Annotated in this window: 13 protein-coding genes and 1 tRNA gene; 6 read left to right on the forward strand and 8 right to left on the reverse strand. The window is 58.1% G+C overall.

Annotation, left to right across the window (positions count from 1 at the left end):
- Positions 1-82 precede the first annotated feature (82 nt).
- The 3 genes from melB to ACQUTP_RS19135 all read left to right on the forward strand — a co-directional run bounded on the left by melB (position 83) and on the right by ACQUTP_RS19135 (position 3,111).
- Positions 83-1,498 (forward strand): melibiose:sodium transporter MelB, encoded by a 1,416-nt coding sequence (gene melB, locus ACQUTP_RS19125; protein WP_285755497.1) that lies wholly within the window; start codon positions 83-85, stop codon positions 1,496-1,498.
- 275 nt (positions 1,499-1,773) lie between these two features.
- The gene (gene parM / locus ACQUTP_RS19130; RefSeq protein ID WP_049004453.1) at positions 1,774-2,730 is read left to right on the forward strand and encodes a plasmid segregation protein ParM domain-containing protein; all 957 of its coding nucleotides are present in this window, start codon (positions 1,774-1,776) and stop codon (positions 2,728-2,730) included.
- Between the two features lie 9 nt (positions 2,731-2,739).
- Complete coding sequence (locus tag ACQUTP_RS19135; RefSeq protein ID WP_049004452.1) at positions 2,740-3,111, forward strand: plasmid partitioning/stability family protein; 372 nt, start codon at positions 2,740-2,742, stop codon at positions 3,109-3,111.
- A gap of 209 nt (positions 3,112-3,320) precedes the next feature.
- Here the strand turns inward: ACQUTP_RS19135 and cbpM are convergent, their stop codons facing one another.
- The 3 genes from cbpM to ACQUTP_RS19150 all read right to left on the reverse strand — a co-directional run bounded on the left by cbpM (position 3,321) and on the right by ACQUTP_RS19150 (position 5,372).
- Positions 3,321-3,626 carry a chaperone modulator CbpM gene (gene cbpM, locus ACQUTP_RS19140; RefSeq protein ID WP_002885324.1) on the reverse strand — a complete coding sequence of 102 codons (306 nt, stop codon included), beginning with the start codon at positions 3,624-3,626 and terminating at the stop codon, positions 3,321-3,323.
- A complete protein-coding gene (gene cbpA / locus ACQUTP_RS19145; protein ID WP_023319528.1) occupies positions 3,626-4,543 on the reverse strand; it encodes a curved DNA-binding protein in 918 nt (305 codons plus the stop codon). Before cbpA ends, cbpM begins: the two co-directional genes overlap by 1 nt.
- Before the next feature lie 145 nt (positions 4,544-4,688).
- Positions 4,689-5,372, reverse strand: a complete 684-nt coding sequence (locus tag ACQUTP_RS19150) for a TerC family protein (protein WP_004206393.1) — start codon at positions 5,370-5,372, stop codon at positions 4,689-4,691.
- A gap of 225 nt (positions 5,373-5,597) precedes the next feature.
- Here ACQUTP_RS19150 and ACQUTP_RS19155 point away from each other — a divergent pair, with 225 nt between their 5' ends.
- Complete coding sequence (locus ACQUTP_RS19155) at positions 5,598-6,383, forward strand: DsbA family protein (RefSeq protein ID WP_126065747.1); 786 nt, start codon at positions 5,598-5,600, stop codon at positions 6,381-6,383.
- A gap of 47 nt (positions 6,384-6,430) precedes the next feature.
- Here ACQUTP_RS19155 and pgaD read toward each other — a convergent pair whose 3' ends face one another.
- The 4 genes from pgaD to pgaA are packed head-to-tail and all read right to left on the reverse strand — an operon-like array spanning position 6,431 to position 12,672.
- Entirely contained in the window at positions 6,431-6,880 is a 450-nt protein-coding gene (pgaD, locus tag ACQUTP_RS19160; protein WP_032456868.1) for a poly-beta-1,6-N-acetyl-D-glucosamine biosynthesis protein PgaD, read from the reverse strand.
- Positions 6,877-8,208 carry a poly-beta-1,6-N-acetyl-D-glucosamine synthase gene (pgaC, locus tag ACQUTP_RS19165; RefSeq protein ID WP_102005085.1) on the reverse strand — a complete coding sequence of 444 codons (1,332 nt, stop codon included), beginning with the start codon at positions 8,206-8,208 and terminating at the stop codon, positions 6,877-6,879. The genes pgaD and pgaC overlap by 4 nt, the downstream gene beginning before the upstream one ends.
- Complete coding sequence (gene pgaB / locus ACQUTP_RS19170; protein ID WP_100098486.1) at positions 8,201-10,216, reverse strand: poly-beta-1,6-N-acetyl-D-glucosamine N-deacetylase PgaB; 2,016 nt, start codon at positions 10,214-10,216, stop codon at positions 8,201-8,203. The genes pgaC and pgaB overlap by 8 nt, the downstream gene beginning before the upstream one ends.
- A gap of 8 nt (positions 10,217-10,224) precedes the next feature.
- Positions 10,225-12,672 carry a poly-beta-1,6 N-acetyl-D-glucosamine export porin PgaA gene (pgaA, locus tag ACQUTP_RS19175; RefSeq protein WP_168429903.1) on the reverse strand — a complete coding sequence of 816 codons (2,448 nt, stop codon included), beginning with the start codon at positions 12,670-12,672 and terminating at the stop codon, positions 10,225-10,227.
- Positions 12,673-13,305: 633 nt separating this feature from the next.
- Between pgaA and ACQUTP_RS19180 the strand changes: the two genes are divergently transcribed.
- Positions 13,306-13,872: a helix-turn-helix transcriptional regulator gene (locus ACQUTP_RS19180; protein WP_004206400.1), complete on the forward strand. Its 567-nt coding sequence runs from the start codon at positions 13,306-13,308 to the stop codon at positions 13,870-13,872.
- A gap of 311 nt (positions 13,873-14,183) precedes the next feature.
- Positions 14,184-14,474, forward strand: a complete 291-nt coding sequence (locus ACQUTP_RS19185) for a PerC family transcriptional regulator (protein ID WP_004153693.1) — start codon at positions 14,184-14,186, stop codon at positions 14,472-14,474.
- A gap of 534 nt (positions 14,475-15,008) precedes the next feature.
- Here the strand turns inward: ACQUTP_RS19185 and ACQUTP_RS19190 are convergent.
- Positions 15,009-15,084: transfer RNA gene (locus ACQUTP_RS19190), tRNA-Phe, on the reverse strand.
- Positions 15,085-15,130: the final 46 nt, after the last annotated feature.

Here is a 15,130-nt window from a genome sequence, read left to right on the forward strand (position 1 = left end):
CCGCCGGGGGCAACGACCCGGCGGCGTCCTGCATGCTCTATCAAACACTGAAGGAGGCGCTGGCGACAGCGACCTGTACCCTATGAGTATTTCAATGACAACAAAGCTCAGCTACGGATTTGGTGCCTTTGGTAAAGATTTCGCTATCGGTATCGTCTACATGTATCTGATGTATTACTACACCGATATTGTTGGACTGTCGGTTGGGGTGGTCGGCATCTTGTTTCTGGTGGCGCGGATCCTCGATGCGATAGCCGATCCGATCATGGGTTGGATCGTGAATTGTACGCGATCGCGATGGGGGAAATTCAAACCGTGGATCCTGATTGGCACGATAACCAACTCGGTAGTGCTGTATATGCTGTTCAGCGCCCATTACTTCTCCGGCGGGGCGCTGCTGGCATGGGTGTGGCTGACCTATCTGCTGTGGGGGTTCACCTACACCATCATGGATGTGCCGTTCTGGTCGCTGGTGCCGACCATTACCCTTGATAAACGCGAACGTGAACAGCTGGTGCCGTATCCACGCTTTTTCGCCAGCCTGGCGGGATTCGTCACTGCCGGCGTCACGCTGCCGTTTGTCAGCGCCGTGGGCGGCGCCGACCGCGGTTTCGGTTTCCAGATGTTCACCCTGGTGTTGATCGCCTTCTTCGTGGTTTCCACCCTCGTCACGCTGCGCAACGTCCACGAGGTTTACTCCTCGGATAGCGGCGTGAGCGAGGATGCCAGCCATCTCTCACTGCGCCAGATGGTGGCGCTGATCTATAAAAACGATCAGCTGGCCTGCCTGTTGGGCATGGCGCTGGCCTATAACACGGCGGCGAATATTATCGCTGGCTTTGCGATTTACTACTTTACCTACGTGATTGGCAGCGCGGAGATGTTCCCGTATTACATGTCCTACGCCGGCGCGGCGAACCTGCTGACGTTAGTGCTGTTTCCGCGGCTGGTGAAAGGGCTGTCGCGACGTATTCTGTGGGCGGGAGCCTCGATCATGCCGGTGCTGGGCTGCGGCGTGCTGTTGCTGATGGCGCTGAGCGGGGTCTATAACATCGCGCTTATTTCGCTGGCTGGGGTGCTGTTGAATATCGGTACCGCGCTGTTCTGGGTGCTGCAGGTTATTATGGTGGCCGATACCGTCGACTACGGCGAATATACGATGAACATCCGCTGCGAAAGTATCGCCTATTCGGTGCAGACGCTGGTGGTGAAAGCGGGCTCGGCGTTCGCGGCCTGGTTTATCGCCATTGTGCTCGGTATCATCGGTTACGTGCCGAATGTGGCCCAGTCGTCCCAGACGCTGCTGGGGATGCAGGCGATTATGATTGCGCTGCCGACGCTCTTTTTTGCCCTGACGCTGTTGCTCTATTTCCGCTATTACAAGCTCAACGGCGATATGCTGCGTCGCATTCAGATTCACCTGCTGGATAAATATCGCCGGGTACCGGAAAATGTGGCTGAGCCGGAACGGCCCATTGTGGTACCCAACCAGGTGTAAAAAGCGTTCGAAAACAGCTGACGAAAGAGGGGAGGGATGCTCTCTTTTTTGGACAAAAATGAGCGTTGAAAGCGGACGAAAAGAGAAAACGTATTTCTCTAATTTGTCTCAAAATATTCTCTCTTTAGGTTCATGTGGTTGTTATTTGCTCCAATTATTCTCAATTAAAACTCAGAATTGTCTCTTTTTCGTGCTCTTGCGCTGCTTTTTAACTCTTGCTACTCTTTTTGGGTGTTACATTTTTCTCTTATTTGTCTCAGTGATGGAGCAATGCGATGCGCATTTTTATCGATGATGGTTCAACCAATATCAAAATGCTGTGGGAGCAAGATGGCGAAACTTTCACCCATATCAGCCCCAACAGTTTTAAACGCGGCTGGTCTGCCACCTTCGGTTCCGGGAAGCCCTTTAACTACACCGTGGATGATGAAAAGTACTCATTCGACCTGATCACTCCCGATGCGCTCCCGACCAATAATATTGACTGGCAGTACAGCCCGTTGAACTCCATCGCTGTCCATCACGCGCTGCTGACCAGCGGTCTTGAGCCGCAGGACGTCGAAATCGTCGTGACGCTGCCGCTGACTGAATTTTATGACGAGGATGCGCAATATCGCCTCGACAACATTGAGCGCAAGAAAAAGAGCTTGCTGCGCGACGTTAAGCTGAATAAAGGCGTGGTCTTCAACATCACCAAAGTCACCGTGCGCCCGGAATCGATTCCGGCGGGCATTAGCCTGTGTGATGAACTCAAGCCCTCCCATTCGGTGTTGATTATCGACCTCGGCGGCACCACGCTCGATATCTCGATGGTAGCCGGGCAGATGACCTCGGTATCGCGCATTTACGGCGACCCGAAGCTGGGCGTATCGCTGGTGACCGACGCCGTTAAGCTGGCGCTGGCGCGGGCTAACACCGATACCTCAAGCTATAACGTCGACCAGATCATTATCAATCGCCATGACGAAGCGTACCTGACCGATAACATCAACGATCCGGATGCGGTTTCTGAGGTGAAAAAGGTGATCACTAACAGCATCGAACGTCTGACCACCCGCGTCCTGACGGCTATCGATAGCTTTAAAGGCTACTCGCATGCCATCGTGATTGGCGGCGGCGCGCCGCTGGTGGCCGATGCCATTCGTGAACGTATGGGCCTGCGTGAGGACCGTTTCGTGGTGGCTGAAGAGCCGCAGTTCGCCCTGGTGCGTGGTCTGAAAATTATTGGCTAAGGAGCGTCTATGACTCTGGAACGCAGAAAAGTGCTGATTTACCTGCGCCCGGATATCAGCGCCAGCGAGCGCTTCGCGGACGCAAAAATTGAGGCCCACCATCGCGGCGACCGCGGCGATATGTCGCGCACGGCGCTGCTGGCGGGGCTGGCGTTAGGGGAAGTCGATAGCCGCTTGCCGTCGATGCTGGCGGCGCTGCTGGCGGAAGACACGAAACCGGAAACGCTGCGCAAGATGCTGGCCTCGTTCCTTGAGATCCAGCCGGCCTCTTCCGCCCCGACAGCCGCACCAGCGGCCGCCTCGGCTAAGGCGCCGGAGCCGCCCGCGCCGGTCAGCGAGAGCGTTTCGGCGCGCAACCTCGCCGGTTCGCTGCCGGACTAAGCGCTATTCGCGGTTTGCGCTATCCGGGAAACTCCCCGGCTTGCGCTGCGCTTAGCCGGGCTACTGTTTACACTGTCCGGTAGCCCGGGTAAGGCGGAACGCCGCGACTGGGAAATTCCCCGGCTTGCGCTGTGCTTAGTTTGTAGGCCGGGTCAGGCGTAGCCGCCACCCGGCAGTAAGACGGTACGCCGCCACCCGGGATGTCGCCCCTATCCGTGGGCGAGAAAGCGGGCCAGGCGCTGCTGCAGCAGGCGATTTTCGCGGGTCAGCCGCGCGTTCTCATCCAGCAGGGTCAGCGCCACCGCGATCCCCGGCCAGTCCAGCTCCAGCTCGTTACGCAGGCGCACCGCGCGATGGACAATCGTCACCGCGCTGTCGTCGAACAGCCAGGTGTCCGCCTGCGGCTGGTGCGGTTCAATCATGCCTAAGCCGACAATCTCCGTCAGCTCCTCTTCCGACACCCCGGTACGCAGGCACAATTCGGTAATGGTAAACGTCACTGTTACTGTAGCCATCAGGCTTTCCCCCATGTCTTACGCGGATCGAAGCTGGCTTCGGCGGTCGCCAGCTGTTGCCAGATCTCACGCGCTTTTTCATCTGGTTTTGGTGGCATCACAATTTTAATAACGGCGAACAAATCGCCGGTGTGGGTTTTGCTCACCAGCCCTTTGCCCTTGATGCGCAGGCGCTGCCCTGCCTGGCTACCCGGCGGCACCGTCAGCAGAATGCTCTCTTTCAGGGTGGGCACCGTGACTTTGGCGCCCAGCGCGGCCTCCCACGGCGCCAGCGGCAGGACGATCTCCAGGTTATGTCCCACGATGTCGAACAGCGGGTGCGGGGCGATGTGGATCACCAGCCACAGATCGCCGTTCGGGCCGCCGTTTTCGCCCGGCGTCCCCTGGCCTTTCAGGCGGATGCGCTGTCCATCGGCCACCCCGGCGGGGATCTTCACATTCAGCGTTTTCGGCGTCTCGCTTTCGATCATGCCGAACACGTTATACACCGGCAGGTTATAGCTGATGGTGCGGGTTTGCTCGGCCAGCGTCTCTTCAAGGAACACCGCGACCTCGATCTCCAGGTCGTGGCCGCGCGCCGCGTGCTGGCGGCGACGCTGATGCGCCTGCTGGCCAAACATGGAGGAGAAGATGTCGTCGAAATCCTGCTGGCTGTAGCTCTGCTCGTGGGTCTGCTGCTGGCGACCGAACCCGGGATCGTTGCGATGCTGCCAGAGCTGATCGTATTCCGCGCGCCGTTGCTCATCTTTCAGGACTTCCCAGGCTTCGGCGAGATCCTTAAATTTGGCTTCGGCATCGTTTTCTTTACTGACGTCGGGGTGGTACTTGCGCGCCAGGCGGCGGTAGGCGGTCTTGATGGTTTTCAGATCGTCGGTTGGTTGCACCCCGAGAATGGCATAATAATCCTTCAATTCCATGCTGTTATCTCATCTATGCTCAGTGCGGTGGTTACATATTCCCTGGATCAGGCGTCTGTATAAAGCGTAGGGCAAATGCGCCCTGAAGGAGAAGAAAAGTGGCGGAAACTTGACGCCGTCGGGGTCAACGGCGTCTTAGGCAAGGCTAGTCTTTCGCCTGCGGCCGCTGACGACGGCGCCAGCCTGCGAACAGCACCAGCAGCGCGCCGATGGCGCCGGCCAGGCGCGCCATGCCCTCGCCGGCAGTGGGAAACAGCTGGCGGAGGGTAGGGTCGCTGACTAGCATTGAGCCGGCAATCCAGCCGATGAGCATCCCGCCCAGCAGCACCACCGCGGGAAAGCGGGTGAGCAGGGCCAGCACCAGTTTGCTGCCGGCGACGATAACCGGGATGCTGATCGCCACGCCGAGGGCGACCAGCGCAATGTGTCCTTTGCCTGCGGCAGCCACCGCCAGCACGTTATCCAGCGACATGATCACATCCGCTACGGTGATGGTGATTGCGGTGCGCCACAGGCTGCCTGAGCTGGCAACCTCGCTCTCGTCCTCCTCATCACTGACCAGCTTGATGCCAATCCACAGCAGGAGCAACGCGCCGACTATTTTCAGCCACGGCAGCGACAGGAGATACAGGGCGATCGCCAGCAGCAGGATGCGCGCCAGAATGGCTCCTACGGTGCCGATGACGATCGCTTTGGTGCGTTTTTGCGGCGGCAGTTTGCGACAGGCCATGGCGATCACCACGGCGTTATCGCCGCCCAGCAGTAAGTCGATGGCGACAATCTGCAGCATAATCACCGCCATGTCCCATTGTTGAAGAAACGCATACATATTGAGAGAAACCACCTGAAATAAATACCACGAAAAGCCGCTGCGCAGGGGACTCCGCCCGGTGAGCGTTGACCGCTGGCGCCGGCCCGCGCCAACGCGCGTGGAACCTGAGCCTGAAAAATAAAGTTACGAATCAACGCGCCGTCGGGCAAGGCTTCGGCGAAAAAGGGTGATATTTTGTCATACAGACACACCTGCCGTTCACTTATCGCAAGGATCCCCACTATGTCTGGCTACAAGAAATACCTCTCTGTCGCCCTGCTGAGCGCTGTTTTATTGCCGGCGATGGCCTCTGCCGCTGACTCGCCGGCGACCTTCACCCCGGAACAGGAGGCGCAAATCGGCAAAATCGCCGCCGATTACCTGGTCGCCCACCCGGAAGTTCTCCTGCAGGCAAGCCAGAAACTGCAGCAAATTCAGGCTGAGCAACAGGCCAGCGCGGCTACCCAGGCGGTGCTGAAGAATGCCGCCTTGCTGACCCAGGATAAAAATACCCCGACTTACGGCCCGGCCAACGGCAAAGTCACGGTGATTGAGTTCTTTGACTACCAGTGCGTCTACTGCAGCCGGCTGGCGCCGGTGATGGAGCAGGTGATTAAAGCGCATCCGCAGACCCGCTTCGCTTTTAAAGAGTGGCCTATCTTTGGCGGCCGCTGGGAAAGCTCGCTGGAAGCAGCGAAAACCGGCCTGCAGATCTATCAGCAGAAAGGGGCGGATGCCTATCTGACCTACCATAACGGGATCTACGCCACCGGACATAACGAAGGCAAGCTGACGACGGCGGATATCCAGCAGCAGGCGAAGAAAGCCGGCTTTGATGCGAAGAAGGCCAGCGACGTCGAACCGGTACTGCAGAGCATTAACGACCTGGCGCAGGAGATTGGTCTTAGCGGCACGCCGGGCGTGATCGTGATGCCGACCACCGGCGCCACGGAAGCCAGCATCACCGTCTTCCCGGGACTGGCGGATAAAGCCTCGCTCGAAGCCGCGATTAAAAAAGCCGGCGGCTGATCGGCGGCGTCGTTACCCGGTCAGGGCCGCCGAGGGCGGCTCTGCTATCATTCATGATCCCTTTCCTCGTTCGGCGGCGGCAGCGCGTGGCTTTTTAAATCAATAATCTGGCCAATGTGATCGTGGTAAACGGTCAGCAAATTATAGCGACTCATCTCGGAGATGATCTGCGGGGCGACGTTAAAGCTGCTGGCCAGCTCCTCATCCCGCAGAGTAAGCACCGCGGTGTGACGCCGGGTGTGGGCGCGGCGTCGGTTATAGTGATACCAGAGGATCAACAGCCAGCCGTTCAGCGCGGCAAGCAATAAATACACCAGCGCCGTATTCAGGGAGTCCATCAGCGACGACCAGCGCGGGGAGGGCGGCGCGATGAACTGCATCAGCAAATTGGCGTAAAGAAAGAACAGAAAACCGAGCCAGGCCAGCAGCGTTAAGCCGGCGTCCACCAGCCGGGGCAGCACGCGGTGTTCGGTTAAGATGAGCGTATTTTCATTCATCGCAGGCTTCCTTTTCCCCGGTCCGGGCTCACCCAGCGCGCGCGGGAACGTTGACGTTTCAACATCACCTTCGGAAAAGCGACCAGCGTGGTCAGCAGGCCGATCATCCAGTAAACCATCGGGAACCAGATCACCCAGAACAGGGATTTGGCCACCTTTTTCTCATAGCGCCGTTCGATATACAGGCTGGCGACGAACTGCAGCAGGCACATCAGGCCGAGCAGCATGCCGGTGAACTCAGGCGGAAACAGACTGTGCACGGTCAGGTTGTCCGGCAATGGCATCAGGCGGCTGAGGATAAACAGCAGGATGGTGACCGCGTAGGCAAAGGCCCACAGCGTGGAGCAGGCATACTCCAGAAACAGCGGCCACATCCGATGATGCTGCCAGTGAAACAGACGGCGCAGGTTGACCAGAAAGACTTCGGCCCCGCCCTGGGCCCAGCGCAGACGCTGCTTCCATAACCCTTTGAGGGTCTCTGGCATCAGGATCCAGCACAGCGCCCGCGGCTCGAAAAAGATGTCCCAGTGGCGGAGCTGAAGCTTCCAGCTGATATCAATATCTTCAGTGATCATATCCGGGCTCCAGTAGCCGACGTCCGCCAGCGCCTGACGCCGGAAGGCGGCGATCACGCCAGAGACGGTAAAGACCCGGCCATAGATCCGCTGCGTCCGCTTGATAAGCCCAATGATCGACGAGAACTCCCCGACCTGAATGCGGCCGATCAGCGTGGATCGGGTGCGGATCCGCGGGTTGCCGGTGACCGCCCCGACGTGCGGGTAGTGGATGAGCGGGGCGACCAGCCAGGCCGCGGTATCCCGGTCCAGCAGGGCGTCGCCATCGATGCAGACCAGCAAATCGCCGCGGGCGGCGGCGGCGCCCGCTTTGAGCGCCACCGCTTTTCCCTGATTGGCGGCCAGGTGTATCACCCGCAGCCTCGGCTCCTCCTGCGCCAGCTGCTGCAGCACCTGGGCAGTGTTGTCGGAAGAGCCGTCGTTAATCGCGATCACTTCGAGATTGGCGTAACGCTGGGCCAGCGCTGCGCTGATGGTCTCCCGGGCGTTTTTCTCCTCGTTAAAGCAGGGGATCAGTATCGAGATCAGCGGATTGCCCGGCAGCGTCGGCGGCGGGGTATCCTCGCCCCACGGCCAGTGGCGCTCCAGCTGAAACCAGAAGTACAGACCCCCGGTGATCCATAGCACCGACATAAACAGCGGCCAGAAAAAGACAAAGTCGAGGATAAGCTCGCCGGTAAACGCCGCTGCGACGCCTAACGGCAGCCCGAAAACGAGGCATAAAATGCACAATGCGATAATGCGATCAGTCATGGTCAGGGTACCACCAGGAAGAGAATTGCGGTCTGATACGGGAGATATCAGGCTGATTGTTAATGAAATCGTCTGGGTAGTAGCCGTAGTTTTTGACGCCGTTTAGCCGCAGCAAACGCATCCAGTCCGCCAGCTGTTGGTCAGGAATGGCGTTGTGCTGGCGTCGGCTCCAGTCTCTGGCCTGTAGCTCAAAGATGGTTTTCTTCAGCGCGCCCGGGTGGCGGGCAACGGTCTGCACCAGCCGCGTCAGCCAGGCCTGGCTGGCGTCGATCGGCACGGACTCCATCAGCGGCATCGCCATGGGCACCGTCCAGTCATAGGCGGCAAGGAAGTCATCCAGATTTTGCGCAAACCAGGCTTCGCTCTGCGGCTCCAGGATCGGCAGGGCGAAGAGATTACGCGCCGTTTTTACCTGCGGGCCGCGGATGGCCTGCACCGCCTGGCGCAGCTGCAGAGTGAAGCGGGTCAGGGTTTGGCTTTTGAAACGCATCCATGCTTCACGCTCCTGCGGACGCTGGGGCACAGGGCCGGCATCGCGCGCCAGGCCACTCTGCCGCCAGGCGGCGACCGCCTCCGGGCTCACGTCTTCAAAATCGGTCAGCACGGCGTCGTCGTGGAACAGAATCCCGCTGAAGCTGGCGTGTCGGGCCAGATCCTCATAGATGTCGGTGATCTGCTGGCGAACCCGCGGATCCCAGGGCGACAGGCGAACATAGGGCTGATGGGCAAGCAACGCCTTCCCGGTTTGCGGATCCCAGCGCTGAACGCGCGGCAGATCGGACGAGAGATCGAAGGCCAGCACCGGCATCCAGGCATAAACCTTCACCCCGCCGCGGGTCTGCAGCTGCCAGGAGACGAAGTTAAACAGGTCGGCGCGCATCGGCAGCCAGCGGTTGGGGAAATAGAGCGACTTGACCGTGCCGTCGCCCTGCGGGTCGGAGAAGGCCTGCAGAAAGACGTGGCTGATTTTCATGTCATAGACGCGCTGTATCAGCTTATCGATATTCTTTGCCTGCTGGACGGGATTGGGGTCATAGACATAGTCCAGATCGACATGCATCACCCGAACAGGATCGGCTTCCTGAATCTGCGTCACTGCGTTGGCAAAGGCCTTGATCGACGGGTTACCGGCGATCAGCATGCGCGGAATATTGTCCAGATCCTTCACGTTGCCCAGGCCGTCGTTCAGCGTAAACGCCAGCTGATACCCCTGCTGTTTGGCGATGGCCAGAGTGCTGCCGCTGGCGGCGCCGTAGGGCCACACCCAGGCGCGCGGCGCTTTCCCGGCGACGTCGTGGATTTTCGCCGTTACTTTCTGCACGTCATCGGTCATTCGCCGGGTAAACTGCGCGTCGCTTTCATAGCGGCCGGTGGTTTTATCCCAGCCTCGGTTGGCGGCGGCGGGCTCGCGGCTGCCTTGCGGATTGGCCGGCAGGCCGTAATGCGAGGCCCAGGTGTGCGCGCCGATCTCCACCAGCGGCGAGTGGCTGAGCTCGCGCACCATCTCCCAGGTGGCGAAGCGATCGCGCGGCGTCATCAGGCCACCAAAATTAACGGGCTGGTTGGCGGGGGTGTCCACCCAGCTGCCCACCGGCGCCCACAGCGCCGGAACGTTCCAGGCTTTAAGCAGCGGCCAGACGCGGGTATAAAAACTGCTATAGCCATCGTCGAAGCTGAGAAGAAAAGCCTTAGGCGGAAGCGACTTAAGGCCATGATGCGCGTCCAGAATGTCCTGAACGCTCACGGCATGGTAGCCATGATGCAGCAGCCAGGCGATCTGCTCATTAAGCGCGCTGGTCCGCACCGAAAGATAACGCTGGTCGGCGGCGTCGTCTTCGACGTCATGATAGGCCAGCACCAGAAAGCGATCCGCCGGCCAGGGTTTATTGGCCTCCAGCTGGGGTCGTTGCTGCGGGGCGAGGAAGGGGACCTCCTCAGCACGCACGCTGAAGATAAGGCACAGCCAGCCGAGAAGCATCAGGCCGTTGCGCAGGGTCGTGTTCAGCATGGTCATCCTTAAAACCGTATGTTTGCATCAACAGTGATGGCGAGGTTGTTTTCACGTTTACCGTCGTAGGGGCGTTTGTCCCAGTTCAGCATCACCCCGGCATCGACGAGGTTGTTCCAGCGCAGACGCTGGCCGTAGCCCAGCGTCGTTATCGCGCCGGCGGCGTGATTTTTTTGCCAGTAGCTGCCGCCGCCGGCGAGCAGCTGCTGACTCCAGACAGTGTCATACCGCTGGTAAAGCGTGTGATCGACGGTCAGCGCTGCGGTGGCCGCGAGGTCGCGGGCCGGACTGTAATACGCGGTGTCAGTGCGGCTATTGGCGCTGGCCGCCAGACCGGGCTGCAGATCCAGCGTTAACCACGGCGTCTGCCAGAGGCGCTCTTTACCAGAGAGGGTGTACTCCTGACGACGGTTGTGGTCGGTAAAGCGGCTGGCGGCCACGCTGACGCGGTACTCCCGGCGCTCGTTTTGATACCATCGCAGCCAGCCTTCGCCGCGGTTGGCGCTGACGCCGTTGCGTAACGCGCGCAGCGGCGTCTGCTGCGAAATCCGCTCCAGTTCGCCGCCCAGCTGCCAGCGATCGTTGACGTCGTGCGCGGCGGAAAGGCGGACGCCGGGCTTATTCTCGCCGTGAAAATTGACGCTGGAGAGTTCAAGTTCTCCCCAGGCGTCGCGCGGGCGCCATTCAATACCGGCGAACAGCTGGCGACGGCTGCCTTTCCCCTCTTCAAAATTGCCTTTGGCAAAGCGGTGGCCGCCAAACAACCGCCAGCTGTCGGCTATCGGCGGGCTGTAGATCGCCGTCTCAAAACTGAGGTCGTGGGTACCGCTCACCGGGTTGTCGGAATGCAGCCCTTTGCCGACGCTCAGGCGCAGCTCGGAGAAATGATGGATTTCGCGGGCTTTGGCCAGGCGTTGGGTATTTAGATCCCGTGGCGAGCGGGCGATAACGTCGTCGGTCAGCAGATCCATCTGCCGCCACTCCTGCAGATCGAGAGCGACCCAGGCCTGCTGGCGCTCCAGCTGCAGGCTGGCGGGCTCCAGGGCTTCCGCCGCTTTCAACTGGCGTTCGGCAGCCCGCGGCAGCCCTCTGTCCTGCAGCACGGCGGCATAGTCGATCTGCAGCCCCTGGTTGCCGGGGGCCGTCGCCGCCAGGCGCTGCATGCGGGCTTCGGCCTGCGGCAGGGCGTTGGTGGCGGAAAGATAGTGCACGTTAAGCGTCTGCGCGGTGAGCCAGTCGTCGTTCGGCTGGGGCGTCGGCGAGCCGTAGAGATGACGAATATAGGGTGCATTCCGGGTGAGTCTGGCGACATACCGTTGCGCCGCTGGGTACTGAGCGGTGTCCAGCAGGGCGTAGAAAAGCTCATGTTCTTCATTCTGTTGGCTTGTCAACCACGAGGGATGCTGATGAATGAGCGTCAACGCAGGTTCAATCTGCTTGAGGGCGATATAAGAGGAGATGACCCAGCCGATGGCCCAGTCGGGAACCACCTGCTGCTGCGCGAGCAGGCTTTGGTATTCGCGGATGATCTGCGCGTAGTCTGCGTTGGCGTACAGCGCGCCCAGACGGTCAATGCGCGCCCGGGTGATGTCCGGGGCGGCCTGCGGATCGGGACGCCAGGCGGCGATCATCGCGTCGTATTGCGCCAGTGCCGTGCGGGCCAGCGCGTAACGCGCATTTTCTTCACGGGAAGGCGTATCGGCAAGGCGCACCAGCTCGGCGGCGGCGTTCAGCTGCAGGTTGCGCTTTTCCGCGGGCGTCAGTTCGACGCTATTCGCGAGGCCGAAGGCGGGTGAGTCGATCCGGTTGCGGGTCAGGGTCGCCATCAGGCTGGCCAGCGCGGCTTTGTTCTGCGGTTCGCGATCGAGGATCTGCGTGTCCACCAGCAGCTGGTCCCAGCTTTTGCCAAGCCGCAGGTAGACATAAGAGAGGGTCTGCAGGTGAGCCACGCTCGCCTGCTCCGCCACCAGGCGACGCGCTTCGCTGAGCGCCTCGCCGTCCTTGCGGGCATCGGCCAGCGTCTTGATATAGCCGATACGATAGTCGTCACTGTCAGGGGACTGGCTGAGAGCCTGCTGCCAGAGGAGGAGCGAGGCTTGCCACTGTTTCTGGTTGCGCAAAGCCTGCGCGGCGGCGGCGGTGCCCCGTGCGGGAAGCGGCATATAGACCTGATAGCGTCGCCAGATTTTCACGACCTCATCGTCCTGGCCGGCCCAGAGGGCTACCTGCAGCCAGTCGGCTACCTGAGAAGGGGTTAACGCATGCCGTAGCTGGTACTGCTGAAGATATGAGAGAAAGGGGGCGTACTGGCCCTGACGCGCTTGCAGGATCTGCTGGTCATAGAGCGAGTCCGCTCCCTGAACCAGCGTCGGGAAGAGCAAAAGCACGCCGATTGATAGCGAGAGTTTCGTGTTGCGATTAAACAATAACGTATTTGAATAAGGTGATCTTTCCATTTCTATTTGCCATATGTTCATCAAGAATCCATTGCACAACACGACCGTCCTTTGACGGTGAGTGAAAGGATGAGGATGGTCCCATTTAGCTGACTGGCACTGCGGGTGAAGGACTTATTGCAAACTAATAAACCTATCTCCTGTGGATAATTGAATGGATAATTTATACCCGATACCGCGGCGGATAAATATGGTTAAATGACGAGCTGAGTTTTAAGATAAATCTGTAAAAATGGTTTAATTCGAATCGCCATGTTGAAGTCAATGTCTTTAACTTACTGAAATAAATAAAAAATGAATCTGGCTGGAATTTTGTTTCAAATTTTCCTGGTGGCTTATATTGCTGTGAGGGGAAAGATTTTATATAGATATTTAAGATGATTTCTGACAAAAATTCTTAATAGCAAAAAAAGCATCTTTTCTGTGGGATTTTTTTATTTATAATTAATCCGTTTATTTTCTGTCCGAACCCTGGGAGGTTTTTCACAGCCAGATTCAGATGCCGCGCTAATGATAAATCACAGATCTCGTTATTTTTACCGCCATGCGGAGCGATCCACAGGGGCAAGGATAATGTCTGGTTGACGAGAATTTGTTGATTAAATGTTAAAGGGACGACTTGTGGCAAATTCAATGATATTAGTTACCCAGGATCACTATCTTTTTCAAGGTGTTAAGAATTTCTTCCCTGATATCATTCAGTTAGATTCTAGCGGAAAAGCGATTTTAGATAATGAGGTTGATGAACTCTCTCTGCTGGTTGATAGCCGTTCGCCGCTTTGTCATTACGATTATCTGGTGATGGAGGCGGCACAATCCAGAAAGCGAATATGCTGTATTGTCCTCGATATGCGCCATCGGGAAGAGCATTTACTCAGCCTGAAATCGTTTTTAAACATGTCATTATCACCCGCCGATATGGCGACCTTATTTGGGCTTTTCCTGGAGATGAAGAGTAATCGGCTGACCAAAGAGTGGTTCGACAATCTGCGCTTAAGTATGACAGAGCAGCTGATGCTGCGTTTTCTTGGGGCGGGGATGACAATGGAGGAGGTGGCGTTGAATCTTAATACTTCGCTAAAAAGCCTTTACCGCAAGCGGACCGCACTTTATGAACGACTGGGGTTAGATAATTTTAATGAAGCCTGCTTATTTATCTTCAAAAATAAACTGCTGGACCAGTCCGGTCGATCGCCATGAGGGCTGGTTGTACAGGAAATGGGTGATATCGCAAGGTATGTAATGATGGAAATGTAATAAATTAAATAGATATTGATAGGTACAACCGTCGATACCGGTCGGTATCCAGGGTGGCGCCCGGCATATAATTCCGGAGCTCTTTGGAAGTAATTACCGCCATGGCGGTTTGCTATGCACAGCGATTATTATAATGAATATATTCCTTGCGCCGCAGAGGAATAGTTTTGTCATAAATTAACTTTACCATGGTATTCCGGCTCACGTGTCGGAATACCATGAGATATCGTGAAAGCATCAGAGGAGCGAGGTGGATGAGAATAAGGGACAGTATTGCGGAGCGGTTAGAAGCCTGCGGGCTCTACCGTCGGGCGGCATCCAGATGGATTGAGGTGATGCAGCGTTGTCTGGACGATGAGGACCGAGAGTGGATCCGTCACCATCGCAATCAGTGTCTGAAAAAGGCGCAACGTCCGCCGGCGCCGAAAGAGGAGTTTGCCGATCTCCACCAGGCGGCTAAAGAGACGCAATATCGCATGGGCATTGCTAAGCCTTATGGCGAAGCGTTCAGACTACCCGGCAAAGGGAAAACCGCCGCCGAATAATACCTTTCTTTATTGCGTTTGCCTGACGGCCTGCGTTTGCGCAGGCGTTTCATTGTCCGTAGGCCCACGCAAGCGCAGCGCCGCCTGGCGATATGCATCAGACGCCGTACCCGCGGTTGTGCCGGATGGCGGCATAAATGCCTTATCCGGCCTACGGGTCCTCCCGCAGGCTCAAACAGCGTAGGCCCGCGCAAGCGCAGCGCCGCCGGGCGATATGCATCAGACGCCGTACCCGCGGTTGTGCCGGATGGCGGCATAAATGCCTTATCCGGCCTACGGGTCCTCCCGCAGGCTCAAACAGCGTAGGCCCACGCAAGTACAGCGCCTGGCGATATACATCGGATGCCGTACCCGCGGTTATGCCGGATGGCGGCATAAATGCCTTATCCGCCTACGGGTCCTCCCGCAGGCTCAAACAGCGTAGGCCCGCGCAAGCGCAGCGCCGCCGGGCAGGGATCATAGAGTGGAGTTCGATGAAAAAGTCCGGATGTAGAAAAGCAAAAACCCAGCCATAGGCTGGGTTCTCTGAATAAGTGGTGCCCGGACTCGGAATCGAACCAAGGACACGGGGATTTTCAATCCCCTGCTCTACCGACTGAGCTATCCGGGCAACGGGGCGCATTAAACCGTAATCCGCCCACCCCGTCAACCAAATT

This window comes from Klebsiella sp. 2-CIP_Kleb. (genome assembly GCF_050378715.1).
GTDB lineage: Bacteria > Pseudomonadota > Gammaproteobacteria > Enterobacterales > Enterobacteriaceae > Klebsiella > Klebsiella quasipneumoniae.

Bases quoted from the DNA above. Each gene is read 5' to 3' on its own strand.
- pgaC (WP_102005085.1), bottom strand. From the start codon at position 8,208: ATGACTGATCGCATTATCGCATTGTGCATTTTATGCCTCGTTTTCGGG.
- cbpM (WP_002885324.1), bottom strand. From the start codon at position 3,626: ATGGCTACAGTAACAGTGACGTTTACCATTACCGAATTGTGCCTGCGT.
- ACQUTP_RS19150 (WP_004206393.1), bottom strand. From the start codon at position 5,372: ATGTATGCGTTTCTTCAACAATGGGACATGGCGGTGATTATGCTGCAG.
- melB (WP_285755497.1), top strand. From the start codon at position 83: ATGAGTATTTCAATGACAACAAAGCTCAGCTACGGATTTGGTGCCTTT.
- parM (WP_049004453.1), top strand. From the start codon at position 1,774: ATGCGCATTTTTATCGATGATGGTTCAACCAATATCAAAATGCTGTGG.
- pgaB (WP_100098486.1), bottom strand. From the start codon at position 10,216: ATGCTGAACACGACCCTGCGCAACGGCCTGATGCTTCTCGGCTGGCTG.
- pgaA (WP_168429903.1), bottom strand. From the start codon at position 12,672: ATGGAAAGATCACCTTATTCAAATACGTTATTGTTTAATCGCAACACG.
- ACQUTP_RS19185 (WP_004153693.1), top strand. From the start codon at position 14,184: ATGAGAATAAGGGACAGTATTGCGGAGCGGTTAGAAGCCTGCGGGCTC.
- cbpA (WP_023319528.1), bottom strand. From the start codon at position 4,543: ATGGAATTGAAGGATTATTATGCCATTCTCGGGGTGCAACCAACCGAC.
- ACQUTP_RS19155 (WP_126065747.1), top strand. From the start codon at position 5,598: ATGTCTGGCTACAAGAAATACCTCTCTGTCGCCCTGCTGAGCGCTGTT.
- ACQUTP_RS19135 (WP_049004452.1), top strand. From the start codon at position 2,740: ATGACTCTGGAACGCAGAAAAGTGCTGATTTACCTGCGCCCGGATATC.
- ACQUTP_RS19180 (WP_004206400.1), top strand. From the start codon at position 13,306: ATGATATTAGTTACCCAGGATCACTATCTTTTTCAAGGTGTTAAGAAT.
- pgaD (WP_032456868.1), bottom strand. From the start codon at position 6,880: ATGAATGAAAATACGCTCATCTTAACCGAACACCGCGTGCTGCCCCGG.